The organism is Psychromonas aquatilis (assembly GCF_038155185.1).
Classification (GTDB): Bacteria; Pseudomonadota; Gammaproteobacteria; order Enterobacterales; family Psychromonadaceae; genus Psychromonas; species Psychromonas aquatilis.
The window spans coordinates 41,276-60,731 of record NZ_JBAKAZ010000009.1; the positions used below are offsets into that span (position 1 = coordinate 41,276).

General features: G+C 38.3%; 12 protein-coding genes. 3 read left to right on the forward strand and 9 right to left on the reverse strand.

All coding sequences use genetic code 11. The features are described from left to right. Genes kdsB through V6256_RS04000 form a run of 5 tightly spaced genes read right to left on the reverse strand, consistent with a single transcriptional unit; the run spans window position 1 to window position 6,158 of the window. Window positions 1–780: a 3-deoxy-manno-octulosonate cytidylyltransferase gene (gene kdsB / locus V6256_RS03980; RefSeq protein WP_341596769.1), complete on the reverse strand. Its 780-nt coding sequence runs from the start codon at window positions 778–780 to the stop codon at window positions 1–3. 2 nt (window positions 781–782) lie between these two features. After that, window positions 783–962: a Trm112 family protein gene (locus V6256_RS03985; protein WP_341596770.1), complete on the reverse strand. Its 180-nt coding sequence runs from the start codon at window positions 960–962 to the stop codon at window positions 783–785. Then, window positions 956–1,927: a tetraacyldisaccharide 4'-kinase gene (gene lpxK, locus V6256_RS03990; protein WP_341596771.1), complete on the reverse strand. Its 972-nt coding sequence runs from the start codon at window positions 1,925–1,927 to the stop codon at window positions 956–958. Before lpxK ends, V6256_RS03985 begins: the two co-directional genes overlap by 7 nt. Further along, window positions 1,927–3,678 (reverse strand): lipid A ABC transporter ATP-binding protein/permease MsbA, encoded by a 1,752-nt coding sequence (gene msbA, locus V6256_RS03995; RefSeq protein ID WP_341596772.1) that lies wholly within the window; start codon window positions 3,676–3,678, stop codon window positions 1,927–1,929. Before msbA ends, lpxK begins: the two co-directional genes overlap by 1 nt. 20 nt (window positions 3,679–3,698) lie before the next feature. After that, window positions 3,699–6,158, reverse strand: coding sequence for a DNA internalization-related competence protein ComEC/Rec2 (locus tag V6256_RS04000; protein ID WP_341596773.1), 2,460 nt, complete (start codon window positions 6,156–6,158; stop codon window positions 3,699–3,701). Window positions 6,159–6,191: 33 nt separating this feature from the next. Here V6256_RS04000 and V6256_RS04005 point away from each other — a divergent pair, with 33 nt between their 5' ends. Both V6256_RS04005 and V6256_RS04010 read left to right on the forward strand, forming a co-directional pair. Then, the gene (locus V6256_RS04005) at window positions 6,192–6,713 is read left to right on the forward strand and encodes a DUF2062 domain-containing protein (RefSeq protein ID WP_341596774.1); all 522 of its coding nucleotides are present in this window, start codon (window positions 6,192–6,194) and stop codon (window positions 6,711–6,713) included. Between the two features lie 82 nt (window positions 6,714–6,795). Continuing rightward, entirely contained in the window at window positions 6,796–7,407 is a 612-nt protein-coding gene (locus V6256_RS04010; RefSeq protein WP_341596775.1) for a hypothetical protein, read from the forward strand. A gap of 1,299 nt (window positions 7,408–8,706) precedes the next feature. On the opposite strand, the gene pepN is transcribed toward V6256_RS04010, so the two are convergent. Together pepN and V6256_RS04020 are read right to left on the reverse strand one after the other, a co-directional pair. Next, window positions 8,707–11,352 (reverse strand): aminopeptidase N, encoded by a 2,646-nt coding sequence (gene pepN / locus V6256_RS04015; RefSeq protein ID WP_341596776.1) that lies wholly within the window; start codon window positions 11,350–11,352, stop codon window positions 8,707–8,709. 188 nt (window positions 11,353–11,540) lie between these two features. Continuing rightward, window positions 11,541–14,246: a bifunctional acetate--CoA ligase family protein/GNAT family N-acetyltransferase gene (locus V6256_RS04020; RefSeq protein ID WP_341596777.1), complete on the reverse strand. Its 2,706-nt coding sequence runs from the start codon at window positions 14,244–14,246 to the stop codon at window positions 11,541–11,543. A 163-nt stretch (window positions 14,247–14,409) separates the two neighbouring features. Between V6256_RS04020 and V6256_RS04025 the strand changes: the two genes are divergently transcribed. Beyond that, the gene (locus V6256_RS04025; protein WP_341596778.1) at window positions 14,410–15,753 is read left to right on the forward strand and encodes an MATE family efflux transporter; all 1,344 of its coding nucleotides are present in this window, start codon (window positions 14,410–14,412) and stop codon (window positions 15,751–15,753) included. Window positions 15,754–15,878: 125 nt separating this feature from the next. Here V6256_RS04025 and V6256_RS04030 read toward each other — a convergent pair whose 3' ends face one another. Both V6256_RS04030 and V6256_RS04035 read right to left on the reverse strand, forming a co-directional pair. Next, window positions 15,879–18,776: a DEAD/DEAH box helicase family protein gene (locus V6256_RS04030; RefSeq protein ID WP_341596779.1), complete on the reverse strand. Its 2,898-nt coding sequence runs from the start codon at window positions 18,774–18,776 to the stop codon at window positions 15,879–15,881. Then, complete coding sequence (locus V6256_RS04035) at window positions 18,769–19,368, reverse strand: class I SAM-dependent methyltransferase (protein WP_341596780.1); 600 nt, start codon at window positions 19,366–19,368, stop codon at window positions 18,769–18,771. The genes V6256_RS04030 and V6256_RS04035 overlap by 8 nt, the downstream gene beginning before the upstream one ends. Between the last annotated feature and the right edge of the window lie 88 nt (window positions 19,369–19,456).

Here is a 19,456-nt window from a genome sequence, read left to right on the forward strand (position 1 = left end):
TTATAGCCCTTCACTTTCTGATAAAACGGCAATCACACGCTGCAAGTCTTCAATGGTATCAACACCAGCAGGCGGCACTTCACAAGCAGTATCAACATGAATTTTATAGCCATGCCATAACACACGCAGTTGCTCTAATTTTTCAATCACTTCTAAAGGTGACACGCTTAAGCCCGAATATTGTTGTAAAAAGCTAACTCGATAAGCGTATATACCAATATGTCTTTGCAAATGCTGTAAATCGATATTATTCGTTTGCTTGTTTTCTTCTGTGAAGTTATCTCTATCCCATGGCGTGGTAGCACGGCTAAAGTACAACGCTAGGTTGTTTTTATCGGTGACCACTTTAACCGCATTAATATTAAAGGCATCAGCTTGATCAGCGATTGGAGCACTTAAGGTTGCAACGCTAGCCTGTTGATTATTGGCTAAATTAGTTGCCACCTGCTTAATCACACTCGGTGGAATAAGCGGTTCGTCTCCTTGCACATTAACAATGATCTCATTTTCATCAAATTGATATTGTTGGCATACTTCAGCAAGACGATCCGTGCCAGATTCATGATCTTTAGAGGTTAAACAAACATCAACATTTTCAATATTATTTAACACATCAACAATACGTTGATCATCGGTCGCCACAATAACTTGTTTAGCACCACTTTTTAACGCTTGCTCTGCAACACGCTCAACCATGGTTTTACCTAAAATATCAGCGACAGGTTTAGCGGGTAAACGAGTGGATTGATATCGTGCAGGGATAATGACAATGAATGACATGATTATTCCTCGTCGGCAGAAATTTTACGCGCTTCAGTTTCTAACAACGCAGGAATACCATCTCGCACTGGGTAAGCAAGGTGATCAAACTTACAGATCAATTCATTATTATTCTTATCGTAACTTAATTTACCTTTACATATAGGACAAGCAATAATATCCAGTAATTTAATGTCTAACATTTTACTTCCTTAATCTGTTTTAATTGGGTTAAAAAGGGTTGCACAAAGGTATCTGGTAATTGACCATCAATCGGTAAATACCACCAATTATCTTGTGCGAATGCAGTACATTTCACTGCATCTTTTTCTGTCATTAACAAGGGTTTCGTCGACTCAAATTGCGCAAAGTCACTTTCGATATAAGCATGGTGATCGGCAAAGGCCACTGTTTTATTTAGTTTAAAACCATTATTTTGTAAGGTATCGAAAAAGCGGGGAGGATGACCAATCGCCGCACAAGCATTCACAGATTTATCTGTTAACTGGCCATGACTCGCGTCTACCCTTTTGCATTGTGATGGGGTTAATAGCATGGTGAATTCGTTGGCATGCTGTTCACCATTATTGATAATGTAATCAACGCTTTTTAATCTCGCCACCGACTCACGTAATGGCCCCATTGGCATAATATGTTGGTTACCATAACGGCGCTTACCATCAACAACCACTATTTCGATATCACGCTGCAAGGCATAATGTTGTAGGCCATCATCAGTAATAATAACGTCAACATCAGTATTTTTTTCTAAATACGCCGCGGCATTGGCACGTACAGGATCGACAACCACAGGGATTTGTAAGCGTTTATGGATTAAAACAGGTTCATCACCGGCTTCTTTTCCAGTAGTCGTTGCGCCAACCATTAATGGATATTGCGCAGCCTTACCACCATAACCACGACTAATCACACCAGGCTTATAGCCTTTAGCGATTAAAATTTCACACAAACTGATCACAAAAGGAGTTTTACCATTGCCACCCACCGAGATATTACCAACGATCACAACCGGCAAACGACTGCGATAACTTTTGAGTAAGCCACGTTGATAAGCATAACGACGGATCACGCTGATCAGTTGCATTAATAGCGAGAATGGCCATAAAAACCAACTCCACCAGCGTGTAGGTTGATACCAAAAAGGCATTATAAATCACCTGCCGCTTGCATTTGGTTTAAATTATAATAAATAGCACCATGCGCAAGTAACTCAGCATGAGTCCCCTTTTCAACCACTTTACCTTGGTCAATCACTAAGATTTGATCAGCATGTTCAATCGTCGATAAACGATGCGCAATGACAATCGAAGTTCTATTTTTTTGCAGCTCATCGAGCGCAGCTTGGATATGACGCTCAGATTCAGTATCTAACGCAGAAGTCGCCTCATCTAAGATTAAAATAGGTGCATCACGCAATAATGCTCGGGCAATCGCTAAACGCTGGCGTTGTCCACCAGAGAGCATCGCGCCATTTTCACCGATAATGGTATTTAAACCTTCTGGGAAACTATTAATGAATTCCATGGCATGCGCCGTTGTTGCCGCATCAATAATGTCCTGCTCAGTAAATTTATCTTCACTAGCATAGGCAATATTATTGGCAATGGTATCGTTAAATAGATGCACATTTTGTGAAACAATGGCAACTTGGTTACGTAATGAACTCAAGCTATATTCTTCAATATTTTTGCCATCTAATGCTATTTCACCAGAATCAATGTCATAGAATCGTGTCAATAAATTAGCAATCGTTGACTTACCACTGCCTGAACGACCTACTAAGGCAACTGACTGACCAGCTTTCACTTCAAAGCTCACATTTTCTAATGCCGCTCTTTCAGCCGTTGGATAAGTAAAAGTAATATCGTTAATACTAATATCACCTTTAACACGATCCACCTCGTAAGTACCTTCGTCTTTTGCAACCGTCATATCTAGCATATTAAATAAACTAGTACTTGCAGAAATACCTTTTTGAATTTCATTATTAACTTGCGTCACATTTTTTATCGGCTTCATTAGCGCCATCATCGAACTAATGATCACCACGAATGTTCCAGATGATAGTGAGTCCATAATTTGCGGGAAAGTCGCTAAATACAATACAAATGCTAATGCAAAAGACGCAATGGTTTGAATAATCGGCACACTGATCGCATTGGCACTGGCCATTTTCATATTTTGAGTACGAACCGTATTACTAACTTTTTCAAACTTCTTGTTTTCAATTTTTTGACCGCCAAACATTAAAACTTCTTTATGGCCTTTCAACATTTGTTCTGAAGAAGTAGTCACTAAACCCATCGCATTCTGCAAGTTTTTGCTGATTTTTCTAAAGCGTTTACTGACGATGCTGATTGCAATACCGACCACTGGTGCCACCACAAAAAAGACCAAAGAAAGCTGCCAGCTTTGATAAAACATCAGACACACTAAGCCAATAACCGTCGCACCTTCTCTGAATATTTTTACCAATGCACTACTTGCAGCATTCGACACCTGGCTGGCATCGTAAGTAATTTTTGACAGTAGATCACCAGTATTGGTTTTATCGAAAAAAGAGATAGGCAATAAGATAAGTTGTGCAAAAAGTTGACGTTGTAATTTCATCACAATATGCGTACCAACCCAGGCCATACAATAGGAACTAAGAAATGCAGCAAGTCCTCTAAAAGCAATCACAACTAATACAAAAATCGGCATCATCGCCAATATACTTGGATCTTTGCCTGTAAAACCATCATCAATTAACGGTTGTAATGACCATATCAATGCCATGTCCACCACCGCATAACCGATCATGCCAACAATACCGCCAAATAAAGCGAGTTTAAATTCTTTAAGGTAACTCACCAGACGTTTTAATACTGCCAAGCCATTTTCTTTGTTCTGTTTCATTATTTCACCAAATGAAAGATTTAGAATGCAATTTGCAGATGATACCAATAAGCAGCTAAATCTTCTCTATAAGTTTTTACTTGTATGTGCTGATTTTCGACATTAAAACGAATAAAACCAGAATGTCCAGTGGTTAAATCTTTAATGCCTCGAGTTTTATAGCGTTTCACCACATCATAAATTGGAAAATTCCATCTATTTTTATAACCCGCAGTAAACACCACCCATTCAGGATCGACCTCTTCAATAAACTCAATGCTAGAAGAGGTTTTACTACCATGATGCGGTGCAATTAAAATATCTGCATTTAAGGATGTCTGATACTTACTTGATTGATTCTCAAGCACTAATTTACGTTCCATTGTACGACTAATATCGCCCGTCAACAATATACTGTTTACTCCATCGCTCACCTTTACAACACAAGAGTTATCATTATTATTACTACTTGGCTTTTCCGGTGATAAAACCTGCAAGGTTAATGCCCCTAAATTAAACGTTTGGCCAGTAAGACATTGTTGATATGCTTGGCCACTATTTAATTGCTGAGTCTGATTCAATACCCTCGCTTCTCCAGAATAGGCCTGTTTTAGTTTAATATGCTGATCGACCACATATCGTCCACCAGCATGATCATTATCACTGTGGCTCACAAAAAAGTAATCTATCTCATTAATCCCTTTCGCATACAAATAAGGTAATACGGTGTACTCAGCTACGCTATAACCACCGGGATAACTCGGGCCTGCATCATACAATAAATGCTGGTCTTGGCTACTCACCAATATCGACAAGCCTTGGCCAACATCAAAAATATCAACCTGCCAACTGTGCTTTGCTTGCCATTTTATTTCAAAAATCCTGATCACCACAAATGCTAAAAATAAGCTTAATAATATGCTCACCCACTTTTTATCAAAGCGATGACAACGATATAAGTAAACAGAAAATAACAGCAATAAGATGAATATAAGTAACGTTAACAATAACCTAATAGTTTCCTCTGATAATAAAATATAACCAACCGAAAAAGCGCTGGCATAATGCATAAATACAGACAAGGTCTCATTACTGATCATCAATAAATACAAAGCAAGTTGATCACTAACCATAGCAAGCATAGTACTAAGTAAAGTCACTGGAATAATCACCCAAGAAAACAATGGGATGGCAATCAAATTAACGGCTAATGAAAACACACTGATAGCAGAAAAGTTTAAGAATTGAATAGGTAACATAAACAAAGTCAGCAATAGCTGTAACAGAACTAACCCTTTCACAAAGCGATAAAATTTTATTAAGTAATTTTTCCATAAAGCTTGATGGTTAAGCCTTTCTTGTCTTCTTTGTACAGCCCAGATAAATAACAAAATAGCGCTCATGGCAGTAAAGGAAAGCCACAAACTACTGCTTAAAATAGCCAGAGGATCGATTAATAAAATAACCCAAAGTGAAAAAACCAATAAATCAAAGACGCTGATCTTGCGTTTACTGGCTAACATCAGCACACCAAAAATAAGCATTAATAAGGCGCGCTGGGTAGGCAATGAAAAGCCGGAGATATAGGCGTAGCCTAAGCACACAGAAAAACTAAGTAAGTGAGCCAGTCGCCAAGAGGTCCACCCTAACCAATGGGTCGGTAAGCACTTCTTAATTAAAAATTGCACAATGACAAAAGTAAAAACAAACAATAAGCCTATATGTAAGCCTGAAATAGCGAACAGATGAGCAATCCCCAACGCTTTGATTACTTCTTTATCTTCAGTGCTTAATAAACTTTTATCGGCAAACGCCAAAGCTAAAATGGCACCTTGCTGGGACATTCCCTCAGTCAGCTCAAGCATTTTTAAATAAAGCTTGGCACGAAAGGAAATCCTCTCATCAACCACTGAAATATGTTCTTTAATACTTGCTATATAAGCGATATGTTGAGAATATCGCCACTTCTGACGATCAAAGCTATTTGGATTCCCTTTTCCTTGTAATGCCTTTAACTTAACTTTGAATGTATGACGTTGTCCTGCTTGCACCGCAAAAGATGGACGATACCAACGCATTTCAACTTTAGGACATAAAATACAAGGTAAATTATTGATAGAAACGATATTTGCAATAAAATAACCACTATTTTTTGTATTGATTAATGATTTAACCCGCACTGTTATGGTATTGTCGTGTGCGTTAAGAATAGGTGAAATCAGATTTTCTGGGAATGTATTAGTTTGATTCGATGTACTCTTATTTTGCGTGATATGGTCATTAATAATGAGATCACTATTACCCCCAAACAAAATAACGTACGTAAATAAGCTGAAATATAATGCAGTTAGTGGCAATATACTTAAATAACGCCAGCGATGACTACACATAAGCAGCACAACCATTAATAAACAAATAACTACGCCACGGTAATTTAATAATTGTGGGCTATAAATAGTAACAATAAAAACAGCGATAGAGAGCCAAATAGAAGAGCGCATTTTTATCCCGTTTAACAGATAAAGTTTAATTATATGCCAAAAAATTTCATTAAACGTTTTTCCCCAGATCCAGCAAAATTACGTGCAAACCCAAAATTAAAAATATTTGGCGAAAAGTTACAAACGCCAAACTTATGGCATTTAAATCGACGTACTGCGGCAGGTGCTGTTGCTGTGGGCTTGTTTTGTGCTTGGATGCCTGTTCCTTTTCAAATGCTGTTAGCCGCGTTTTTGGCCATCTATTTTTCTGTTAATTTACCGCTTTCCGTTGCACTCGTTTGGGTTTCTAACCCAATCACAATGCCGCCTTTATTTTATGGTGCTTATCGACTAGGTGCATTTATTTTGCATCAACCCTTGATGGCATTTCACTTTAGCTTGTCCTATGAATGGATACTAAACGCCCTAGAAACCATTGCACCTGCATTATTCCTTGGTTGTTTTATTATAGGATTGATTTGCTCTTTTATCGGTTATTGGACATTAACTTTCTTTTGGCGTTATAGTTCTGCGAAAAAGTGGAAGAATCGAAAAGCTTTTCAAAAAAATAAGTAAGTTATTGTATTCAGTGATAACACAATTTACGTTATTCTATTTCCTATCATGCTAATACGCATCATCAATATATGGATATGTTATGAAAATACACCAAGGCTTAATCACAGCCATTGCTTTAAGTAGCTTCGCATACCCTGCTTTTGCAGAAAATCCAGATACTCAAGAAAACTACCTAGGTGAATACGTTAAAGTAACCGCTTTCTTAGGTGCCAAACTTGATATTGAAACGGACGATGGTACGCATAATGATTACCGAGATGACAGTGCACGTTTTTCACAAGCGATTGCCTTAAACTGGGCTTATGCAAAAAACGCAGAAGGCGAACTATTATTCTCTAATAGCCAACGCACAGGACCAGTCAGCGAACAATACATTCAATACTTACATGTTGGCGGCAGAATTTTATTTAGAAACTCAACACCCTTCTCAACCAGTATTGCGTTAGGTGCAGGTGCAACCTACATCAACCCTCAAGGTAATGAATACGACGATGATTTTGCCTTATCAGGTAACATGGCATTAGGTGCGCGTTATCAATTAAGTGAGCAATTTGCATTACGTAGTGATTTACGTATTTACGGAACGTTATTACGAGATGGACATAATGAATCAATGTGTTCAGCAACAGACTGCGATAAAGGTTACTTTTTAGAAACAGAACTATTAGCCGGTGTTGAATATACCTTCTAACCTAAAAACTAAACTGTATAAGTAAATACAAAACCACCGCCCCAAGAACTCAGCTTCTAACTCGGGGCAGTGACTTCAGTCTCCCTGCCTGCGTCAAAACAAAAAACCAAAGCTCTAACCCGGGGCGGTGACTTTAGTCTCCCTGCCTACGTCAAAGCAAAAAACCAAAGCTCTCACTCGGGGCGGTGACTTCAGTCTCCCTGCCTGCGTCAAAGCAAAAGCCAAAGCTATAACCCGGGGCGGTGACTTCAGTCTCCCTGCCTGCGTCAAAGCAAAAGCCAAAGCTATAACCCGGGGCGGTGACTTCAGTCTCCCTGCCTGCGTCAGTCCCAAAAACCAAAACAAAAATCATCGAGTACAACGCAACAAGGTAACAAGCGAAGTCGTTCTTTTATTCATAGCACTTTCAAGGGAGGCTTAAGCCACCGCCCCGAAACAAACTGCATCAAAGTAAAATGTAACAAGGTAATTAGTGAAATATTTTTTACTTACTACATCTTCAAAGTAGACCAAAAAAAGGAGTCGCAGAGATCCGCTCATGAAACTAAGCTGGCGCTTAATTCGCCCACCGCCCCAAGAGCTAAGCCTCCAACTCGGGGCGGTGACTTCAGTCTCCCTGCTTGCGTCAAAGCAAAAGCCAAAGCAAAAAATCATCGAGTACAACGCAACAAGGTAACGAACGAAGTACTTTCTTTTATTCATTACACCTTCAAGGGAGGCTAAAGCCACCGCCCCAAAGCAAACTGCATCAAAGTAAAATGTAACGACGTAATTAGGGAAATATTTGTTACTTACTACACCTTCAAGGGAGGCTAAAGCCACCGCCCCGAAACAAACTGCATCAAAGTAAAATGTAACAAGGTAATTAGTGAAATATTTTTTACTTACTACGCCTTCAAGGGAAGCTAAAAAAATAAGTCGCAGAGCTCCTCAGTTCATGAGAACGACCAACTTCCAACCCCGGGGCGGTGACTTTAGTCTTCCTGCTTGCGTCAATCCCAAAAATAAAAACAAAAATTCATCGAGTAAAACGCAACAAGGTAACGAACGAAGTACTTTCTTCTATTCATTACATCTTCAAGGGAGGCTGAAGCCACCGCCCCAAAAACCAAAATAAAAGCCAATAAAAATCTTAGCCCAGCAAGATAGCGTCGCTAATACGGGTTGTTACAACAGATAAAAAAGATAGTGGAGAAGAAATGTAATGGAAAAACTGGCTATTCAATATCGAATAGCCAGTGTTAAACATGAGGTACTTATTAACGCTCTGTTATTTACAGTTTGCTATTAACAAACCAATTATTGCGCTAATGCTTTTGTTACTTTCTCATATAAATCAACTGCTAGATCAGGCAAGGCTAATAAACGATTAAGCTCTGCTTTCATTAACTTGATGCGTGCTGCATCTAAACGATTAAATTGAATTAACGGCGTAATTAAACGCGAAGCAACCTGTGGGTTTTGACTATTTAGTTTAATTAACTGATCAGTTAAGAACTTATAACCACTGCCGTCAATATTATGGAAACGGTAGCTATTAGTTTGCGCAAAAGCACCGACTAAAGAGCGTAAACGGTTAGGGTTATTGAAATCAAAACTGCGATGCTCAAATAACGACTCAATATGACTTAGTACATCGTCCGAAGGCATGCTCGCTTGCAATACAAACCACTTATCCATCACTAGGCCGTTTTCAAACCATTTATCATCAAAGTCTTGCATTACTGTAGCGCGACATGGCAATAAACCAATGTTAGCCGCATTTAACGCCCCAAGATGATCGGTCATATTATTGCATGACGCAATTTGCTCAGTAACGTATTTATCAGCTAGCTCTTTATCGACACGGGCAATGAAAGACAATGCAAGATTTTTAAGCTTACGTTTTGCGATATCGTCAATATCAGGCTGGTATGCTTTCAATTGATTATGGCGTAGATAAGTATCAACAAACAACTCATGCAATTGAGTTGAGATTTCATTAAGCATGAAGCCACGAACTTTATTAATAGCATCAACATCAACTTGATCAAACAGCTCACGTGCCCCATTTTCACTGGTAAAGGTAAACATATCAGAGATTAATGAAGGATCTAACGTTTCGCTCACTAGAATAGACTTAAAACCATCAATAAAGATAATCGGTACAGTCATCTCTTTACCAGCGTTAAGTGCTTTAACATTTTGAATTAAGTACTTGTTAAATAACGACTGGCCAGCATCCCATCTTGAGAACTCATCGGTCGCAAAGCTCATGATATCCAGTAACTGCTCATCAGTGTATGAATATTGGTATTTAACCGGTGCAGAGAAACCTCTAAACAGACAAGGTACTGGTCGTGTTGTGATCTTTTCAAACACAAACGTTTGCTCTTTTTGAGTCAAGCTAAGTACACGGTTTGTTTTACCAGGAGCAAGCTCAATAGAGTTACCATTAACATCTAACAGTTCGATATCAACAGGAATATGCAATGGTAGTTTTTTCTTCTGGTTTGCCGTTGGTAATGTTTTTTGCTTAAAGGTCAGTTGATAAGTTTGGCTGTCGCTATTGTAATGATCTGTTACAAATACTTGCGGTGTACCTGACTGAGAGTACCAACGTTTAAACAACGATAAATCAACGCCACTTGCATCTTGCATGGCAGCCACAAAATCATCACAAGTTACCGCTTGGCCATCAAAACGTTCAACATAAAGTTGCATACCCTGTTGGAATTTTTCTTCTCCCAATAATGTGTGCATCATACGAATCACTTCAGAGCCTTTTTCATACACAGTTAAGGTATAGAAGTTATTCATTTCCATTACACTTTCAGGGCGAATTGGATGTGACATTGGGCCTGCATCTTCAGCAAACTGATGATCACGTAATGTCATCACATTAGCAATACGGTTAACACTACGGCTACCTAAATCAGAGCTAAACTCTTGGTCTCTGAATACCGTTAACCCTTCTTTTAGGCTTAATTGGAACCAATCACGACAAGTGATACGGTTACCAGTCCAGTTATGGAAATATTCATGTCCAATAACCGCTTCAATGCCTAAGTAATCTTGGTCTGTTGCACTTTGTGGATTTGCCAACACGTATTTAGAGTTAAAGATATTAAGACCTTTATTCTCCATTGCGCCCATGTTGAAGAAATCAACAGCAACCACCATGTAGATATCTAAATCGTATTCTAAGTTGAAACGCTCTTCATCCCATTTCATTGATTTTTTAAGCGATACCATTGCGTGTTGTGTTTTATCTAAATTACCTTTATCAACAAATAAAGCTAATTTCACATCACGGCCACTTTTAGTGACAAAGTTATCTTCTAGTACATCAAAGTCACCCGCGACTAAAGCGAATAGGTAAGCTGGTTTAGGGAAAGGATCAACCCAGCTGACAAAGTGACGACCGTTCTCTAAATCACCTTGGTCTACTTGGTTACCATTAGATAAAAGGAATGGGTAAAGTGATTTATCAGCAATCACTTTAGTGCTGAATTTTGCCAACACATCAGGTCTATCAAGGTAATAAGTAATACGACGGAAACCTTCGGCTTCACATTGCGTACAAAAAGCACTACCTGATTTATATAACCCTTCAAACGCTTGGTTTTTAACAGGATCAATTTCAGTGTTAATTTCTAATTTAAATGAAGCAGGCAAGTTATTGATCACAATGCCATCTTCAACTAATTGGTAATCGGTAAAGTTAACGCCATCAACTAATAGTGACGTTAAAGTTAATGCTTCACCGAATAAAAATAACGGTGTGACTGACTCACTAACACGTTCAACTTGGCTAATAGCTTGTACTTTTGTTTTTTCATCAAACAAATCGAATACAAGGTCGATAGTGGAAATAGTATAGTCTGATGGGCGGTAATCACTTAGGTGTTTTTCTTGAGGATTTTTCTCAACAACCTCTTCTACAAGGGAATCTGTTTGGCTCATTATTATATGCTCTTAATGGGAAAAATGAATGCAGCTAATATACAAGAAGGCTCGAGGAACGCTAAGCCCTTTTGAATACTTTTTTGGTATTTATAATTTCTTTATTGAATACTAAAATCATTGATACTGGCAATTAATCTCATAATGGCCAGTACAACATAGTTAATCTCACGTCTTTCTCAGACTGTTTAGATCTTTGTTAGTTCCAACTCCATGTTTATAATACCCTCTTCAATATCTCGTTCAATTTTAAAACCCATTTTTTTTGCTAATTTTGCCATTCCCACATTACTCAGCATGGTCATCGCCGTTAAATAACGTGTTCCCTTCGACGCTTGATAAGCAATTAGCTTTTTAAGCATAATGGAACCCAAGCCTAAACCTTGTAAATCGGCACTCACAATCATTCCAAATTCCGCATCAATATTATCAGGATCCGTTGACGCTCTAATCACCGCCAAAATCTCCCATTCATTATCACTGTCTAAACGTAACGCAATAAACGCCATCTCTCTTTCATAATCGATTTGCGTTAACACCGCCATCTCTTCATGCGTCATTTTGCCGCGCTCTGAGAAATAACGTTTATAACGATCCTCTTTGCTTAAGCTATTATCAAAGGTCAGGTTTCGCATCTCATCTTCAGCGGTAATAGGACGAATCAAAATATCTTGGCCATTTTTTAAGGTGATGTATTCTTCCAACTCTTTTGGATAAGGGCTAATCGCAAAATGCGTTGGTAAATCATCATCAGAAGCAGTTAAAGACACTTGGCTATCAACAATCGTGATCTCTTTCCCTGACACTAACACCGGATTAAAATCTAAATCGTTAATTTGTGGATTATCGAGCAACATTTGTGAAATTTGCGTCAGCATTAAACACACCGCTTGCATATCAAAGTCATGTGCAATTTTATTAATTTTAATCTTTTTATCTTTAATACCCTGAATAACCATATAACGTGCTAGCGCCATATTCAAAGGCGGTAAAGCAACCACTGCATTCTCCAGTGTATTGTGTAAATCACGGTCGTCACTGTCTTGTGAAATCGCAATCACAGGCCCAAAAATCGGATCTTGTTTAATCATCACCCTTAATTCTAAAGCAAGCCCTGAAGCGACCATTTCCTGCAGTGTAAATCCAGTTAACTCTGCATCTGGTAACGCAGTTTTAACACGAGAAGTAATCGAGGTTAGTGCTGAATCAAGTTCGCGCGCGTTGTCGATATTCAACATCACGCCATGCACTTGCGATTTATATTGAATATCCGGTGAATTAATTTTAACGGCTAACGGATAGCCAATAATTTTTGCTTTTTCAATCGCCTCATTAATATCCAGTGCGATGTGCGTTTCAATGGTATTTAAGTGGTAAGCATCCAGCAGCGGTTTCATACAATAAGTACTTAGCTTCACCGAATTACTATTACCACTAGGGCTACGCTGTGCAATATTTTCAACAATAAAGTCAGCAGCAGCTTGAGGGTCGTAAATTAAATGTTCAGGTAAACTACTTGGTGTTTCTAACAATAACTTCTTATTACGGCGGTATTGCACTAAATGCATAAAGGCGGTGATCGCCCCTTTTGGCGTTCTTAATGTCGGAATACTGGCTTTTGAGAAGATCTTTCTAGCAGGTTTTGCGGCTTCTTCACCCGTCCAGTTGGTTAAGATATTAATTTGTTTACGTTTAGGATGCGCATTAATCATATCGACAATGGCTTGTGCCGTTTCCGTACTATTTGAGAGCGCTGATGGGCTGTGCATGATTAACACAGCATCCACATTATCACTGTCCATAATGTACTTTAAAGCAGTTGCGTAACGCTTAGGATCTGCATCGCCAATCATATCAATAGGGTTATTATGCGACCAATTCTTAGGCAGACAAGTGTTTAACTTATCCATCAACTCATCGTCTAATTCAGCTAAACGGCCACCTTCTTCCACTAAATTATCAACGGCTAACACACCTAAGCCGCCACCGTTACTGATAATGGCTAAACGTTCGCCATGTAAATGCGTTGAATAAGCGAGGGTTTCAACTGCGGCAAACAGCTCATGTAAATCATGTACTCTTAGCATCCCGGCACGCTTAATCGCTGCATCATAAACACTGTCATGCCCAAATAGACCACGACTATGCAAGGCAGCGGCTTTTGCCCCTAATAATGACGTACCAGACTTAATCACCAATACAGTTTTATGTTGGGAAATGGCTCGAGCAGCAGACAAAAAGGCACGCGCATTATCAATATTATCGATATATAACAAAATAGACTGGGTTTTAGGGTCTCGCGCCAAATAATCTAACAACTCAGCAAAAGACAGATCCTGTGCATCACCTAACGACACAAAAGCAGAAAAACCAATCCCTTTACTGGTTGCCCAATCTAAAACCGTGGTACACACCGCTGCTGATTGCGAGATAAAAGCAATATTGCCCGGTAGTGCATTACAGTGCGATAAGCTGGCATTCACTAAATTATGCGGAGAGATAATCCCCAAACTACTCATGCCCAATAAACGAATGTTATTTTCAGCTGCGACCCTATAAATCTGTTCAGAGATATCCGTTTCAGTTTCAGTAGCCACAATAATAGCGGCATGGCAGCCTTTTTCAGCCAGTGACAATAATATCTCAGGAATACGCTGCTCACTGGTACAAATAACCGCCAACTCAGGAGTAATCGGTAAATCTTCAACAGCCTTATAAGCGAGTACACCATGGACCGAACGATACTTAGGTGTTACCGGCATAATAGGTCCATTAAAACCAGCAGCAAGGAGATTATTAACCACTAAATACCCTGCGCGTTTTACATTGACCGACGCGCCAATGACCGCAATAGATTGAGGATTAAAGAAATTTTTCAATAATTGCAAACTCATAGCAAACTCACCTAATATCAACTAAATATGTGCTTATATTACCTGTTAAAGTTGTCACTGTTATATTTTTTAAATTAAAATAAGAGGCATATCATTTAATATTTGTTTGCGTCCTTTGATGGCGCAGACTACACTTCACCTTTTTTATCTAATGGAGTAGTTTGTGCCTTTTATTGTTGAGTCCAAAAAAATTATAAAATTGAGTATTCCACTGTTCATTGCTCAATTTGCACAAACTGCAATGGGCTTTGTTGACACCATCATGGCCAGTGGCGTGAGCCCAACAGACATGGCGGCTGTAGCGATTGCTGCAAGCATCTGGTTACCTTGTATTTTATTCGGTGTCGGCGTATTGATTGCACTTATTCCGTTAATCGCACAAGCTCATGGCGCAAACGATCTCGCTAATATTCCAAAAACCGGTCAACAAGGTATTTACCTCTCCCTATTATTATCGATCCCAATAGCGATTGTGCTATTTAATGCCAGTTATTTAATGGTGATAATGGACATTGAACCATTATTAGCAGAAATCACTACCCATTATTTATATGCCATGATTTTTGCTATCCCTGCATTTTTACTGTTCCAAGCATTACGCAATTATATTGAAGGCTTATCATTAACCAAGCCTGCCATGGTAATTGGCTTCATTGGGCTATTAGTTAACATCCCATTAAACTGGATGTTTGTTTACGGTGAATTAGGCGCACCTGCGTTAGGTGGTGCGGGTTGTGGCGTTGCAACGGCCATTGTCTATTGGATCATGTGTTTGATGTTGGCAGCTTATGTATTTTATACCCGTAAACTAAAATATTACCCATTATTCAAACAATTTAGTAAACCTGACTTTAAACAAATTTACACTATCACTAAGCTAGGTGTACCCGTTGCGATTGCGATCTTTTTTGAGGTGACTATTTTTGCAGCCGTTGCCATTTTAGTCGCGCCACTTGGCCCATTAGTTGTTGCTTCGCATCAAATCGCCATTAACTACTCTAGTATGATTTTCATGTTACCAATGAGTATCGCCAGCGCAGTCAGCATTCGTGTAGGCTATAACCTAGGTAAAAAAGATAACAACGGAGCAAAACAAGCTAGCTATGCTGGACTGGCTTTAGGCTTAGGCTTATCAGTTATCACAGCCCTACTCAGTATCATCTTTAAAGAGCAAATAGCTTTATTATATTCTGACAGCAAAGAAGTGATCGACTTGGCCATTACGTTAATCTTACTGTCAGCGGTATATCAATGTGTAGATGCGATACAAGTTGTCGCAGCGGGAGCATTAAGAGGCTATAAAGAAATGAACGCCATTTTCACCCGTACTTTCATCTCATACTGGATTGTCGGGTTACCATTAGGCTACATTCTGGGTATGACAGACTGGTTAGTAGAACCAATGGGCGCGGAAGGGTTCTGGGTTGGTATTACCGTTGGCCTTACAACCGCAGCGGTATTATTAGGACAAAAACTACGCACTACACAAAACAAGTTAATGGCTTAATTATTGGATTAGTTGTGGGGTTAGTTATTAGATTAGTTAGCCTTAAACAGCACTAACCTTGATCAACCAACATGCTGTAAAACCTATTTCAGCGTGTTGGTTGATAATCTATTTAGGATTGAAACCTAAGCAATAACCCCTTTTAATCTTGCAAGTGGTTTCATATTTTCACTGGCAATAATATTTTCATAATCACTATTTTTCGCAATCAGTTGATATCTTCCATCACCTAATTTTTTAATATCTCTCAACAAATACAACTCATCGCCAGTCATATCATGATTTTCGATAACCACTGTTTGTCCTTGTAAAGAGCCTGCATTTTCCGGTGTAATTAATTCTAGTAACAGCAAGTCATTATCTAATATTGGATACTTACCCCCATTCATAGAATTACCAGTTGCATGCGCTAGAAAGTGCTTATCACTATCCAAATGCCCATAACCCTCAGGTGCTATTTTGTATTCCACTTCCGATACTTCCCCTGTCTTAAAATGCCCACATGCAATTTTCAAGTTAGGGTAAAATTTCAACTGTAAAGGCTCACTTTCTACTTGAATAGGCGGTGCTAATTCCGTTACATTTGAGCTAGCGATAGCCGTTTTTATACTGTCTCGTTGCCTATACTCTAACAATCTTAAATCCAATAGCTCTTGCATCCATTGTTCAAAGCATTCTTTATCAGACTCATTAATTTCAATCTTTGCAACAAACTTGTCATCAATAATAGAAAACCATTGTTGGCCATTCTTATTCGCAGTGGTAAATGCTTTTATAGGGTTACGTTTCCAATAGCTAAGCCAAGTTTTACTCTCCGCTGTACTTTCGCGCTCTTTAATCGGTAACTCTGTTTCAAATAAATGAGGATAGGATTTCAATACGTTATAACTTTCAATGCTCAATTCTGAGAGTGAAGGTGGATTCACAAAGCCATCCAATCTTATAAACGCTTTCAATAAAATAGCTTTGAAAGATTTTGACATGTTTGTTGTTTGTACAGCCGCTAATAAATATTCTAAATGTTGCTCCGACAATTGATAGAGGTCATTTTCTTTTTCAACTTCTAAAACAAATTTAGCCCAGCTACCGTATTTTTTATTTATTTTCTTCAAATCACCATATTGTAAATAAAACTCAGAAGCCGTTGGGCGATGACCAACCTGCTCATACAAACTTTTATAATCAGCTAATATGCCACCTTGTTTTTTGGCTAACACTTTCCAGAAGTCAATGATTTCAATGTCATAATTGATATAACACCCTTCACTTAATGATGGTTCTTTATATTTAGTTAATGTTTCTTGTATTGAACTACTGCCTAGTAATGCAGCTGGTTTGTTTAGAAATGAATGATGATTGCCAATAAAATCTAATACGACCAGGTGAGATTTTTGCTCGTACAAACGCAACCCTCGACCTAACTGCTGTAAAAATAGAATTTTAGAATCACTAGGACGTAACATTAAAATCGTATCAATTGCAGGTAAGTCCGTTCCTTCATTGAACAGATCAACAGAAAAAACAACGTCTAAATCGCCATTTTCTAATTGGTTTAAAGCATCATTACGCCTAATAGCAGATTCACTGTGTACAGAGGCGGCCTTTACCCCTTTTTTAAGAAATGAATCCGCCATAAAGTCCGCATGTTTTGTCGATATACAAAATGCGAGAGTCTTAGTTTGCTTAAGTTTTTCCCAATGCTTAAGCACATGTAGAAACCTTTTTTGTGTTGCAAACTGGTGTTCAATTAACTTAGGGTCAAAACGCCCATTACGCCATGGAATAGCAGTGTAATCGACACTTCCATCCCAAATGCCATAATAACGAAAAGGAACCAGTATTTTATCCTCAATACCTTGTGTTAAATTACGTTCATAGACAAGATTATTATCACATAACCCTAAGATGTCTGCTTGATCCGTTCTTTCTGGTGTTGCTGTCAGTCCCAGTAAAAACCTAGGTTGAAAATAGTTTAGTAGAGACTTGTAAATAGAGGCACTGGCATGGTGAAATTCATCAACAATAACGTAATCAAAATGTGTTTTTGAAAACTTATTTAAATGCGCCTGCTTGCCGATCGTCTGCACTGAAGCAAATAAAATATCGGCTGATTGCTCTTTATTCTTCGCATTATAAAAGCCAGTTTGTTTATTCGGTAATAACTGGGCAAATGTCCTTTGAGCTTGAATTAAAATCTCTTCTCTATGTGCGACAAACAAGACTCTTTCCGCTTTCATTTGCTTCACATCAAAAGCTGATAACCAAGTTTTTCCCATCCCAGTTGCAAGTACAACCAACCCTTTTTGATAACCTTCTTGCCGTGTTAGTTGTAACGCTTTCAATGCTTCTAATTGGATATGATTAGGCGTTGCAGGCTCTTCTACCTCTGGACTGTTTGGATCATTGACGTTAACAAATTTCATAGAACGTCTACGTTTTAAATAAAGTGAGATCCATTCATTGGTTAGTGGGTGAACTTGAGGATGTTCAAAAATAGCAGTAAAAGCATTGCGAATAGCATAAAAAGTTAATGCTTCTTGTGAGTCTGTTGGTAGTTTAAAGTCATGACGAAAACACCACTCGTGGGCATTTGTTAAGGCACTTTTACTAATATTGTTTGAGCCAATATAAGCACAGCCTTCTAACAATTCGACCGTCGATACTTTTTCTTTTGTTTTAACAAAGATATAAGACTTCATATGAAAACTTTGCTTGTTATCACTTTGATAGATTCGAATATCTGCGCCTCTATCAACCAGTGTCATCAATTCTCTTAACGCAACAGGATCAGTAATATCTAGATAATCAGAGGTAAGTATTTTTAACTTACAATTATTAATAAGTGCATCTTTCAAAGGTTCAAATAACAAAGCTAAACCACTTCTTTGTATAAAAGAAACAGTTATTTCAATTTCGTCAGCATGGTTAATTGCATGTATTAGTTTCGGCAATAAAGGATCTTCATTACCTACTGTCAGTTGTGCAGTTTCATATTGTAAACTTGATGATGCGTTATTACTCATTGACAGTCTCCTTACGTAAAATGACATTTAGCCATTGTTCTGACTCTCGTCCTTCACGTAAATCCCCTGTTCGCCATTGTTTTACAATATAAAGCGGTAAATCAAGAATATATTGCTCAAAACTTTCTTCATCTAAATTAGTAAAGACACGGCCATTTCGAGTGACCTCTTCATTACCCAATTTAAAGGAACAATAAAAAATACCATCAGTAGTTAATAAAGAGGTTAATTTTTGTAACACCTGATGTAGTTCATTCATTGGAACATGAAGTAAAGAAGCACAAGCCCAGATCCCATCAAACTTTTGATCACTTTCAAAGGTCTGAAATAGCGCTTGTTGAACGGGTTGTTTTATTAATGCAGTTGCTAATGAAACTAACATCTCGCTCGCATCAAATGCCTGTACTGTATAACCATGCTCAATAAAATGCTTACTATCTCTACCCGCTCCACAACCTGCATCGAGTATCGCACCATTGCTTTTTACTAATGGCAAAAACTCATCATATAAAGCAGTCATATCGATATTTACCGTAGCATCATAAAACAATTCAGCGTTCTCTGAGTAATATTGAGCGTTAAGAGTAGTCATAAGTCCTTAATTTTATATCTTTTTAAATTAATAATATCTTAACAAATTATATTGCCAGTCAAAGATATATCGTCACCTTTGACGTTAA

What these genes read in the sequence shown, in the direction of transcription:
- kdsB (WP_341596769.1), bottom strand. Translation starts at nt 780, where the DNA reads ATGTCATTCATTGTCATTATCCCTGCACGATATCAATCCACTCGTTTA.
- V6256_RS03985 (WP_341596770.1), bottom strand. Translation starts at nt 962, where the DNA reads ATGTTAGACATTAAATTACTGGATATTATTGCTTGTCCTATATGTAAA.
- lpxK (WP_341596771.1), bottom strand. Translation starts at nt 1,927, where the DNA reads ATGCCTTTTTGGTATCAACCTACACGCTGGTGGAGTTGGTTTTTATGG.
- msbA (WP_341596772.1), bottom strand. Translation starts at nt 3,678, where the DNA reads ATGAAACAGAACAAAGAAAATGGCTTGGCAGTATTAAAACGTCTGGTG.
- V6256_RS04000 (WP_341596773.1), bottom strand. Translation starts at nt 6,158, where the DNA reads ATGCGCTCTTCTATTTGGCTCTCTATCGCTGTTTTTATTGTTACTATT.
- V6256_RS04005 (WP_341596774.1), top strand. Translation starts at nt 6,192, where the DNA reads ATGCCAAAAAATTTCATTAAACGTTTTTCCCCAGATCCAGCAAAATTA.
- V6256_RS04010 (WP_341596775.1), top strand. Translation starts at nt 6,796, where the DNA reads ATGAAAATACACCAAGGCTTAATCACAGCCATTGCTTTAAGTAGCTTC.
- pepN (WP_341596776.1), bottom strand. Translation starts at nt 11,352, where the DNA reads ATGAGCCAAACAGATTCCCTTGTAGAAGAGGTTGTTGAGAAAAATCCT.
- V6256_RS04020 (WP_341596777.1), bottom strand. Translation starts at nt 14,246, where the DNA reads ATGAGTTTGCAATTATTGAAAAATTTCTTTAATCCTCAATCTATTGCG.
- V6256_RS04030 (WP_341596779.1), bottom strand. Translation starts at nt 18,776, where the DNA reads ATGAGTAATAACGCATCATCAAGTTTACAATATGAAACTGCACAACTG.
- V6256_RS04035 (WP_341596780.1), bottom strand. Translation starts at nt 19,368, where the DNA reads ATGACTACTCTTAACGCTCAATATTACTCAGAGAACGCTGAATTGTTT.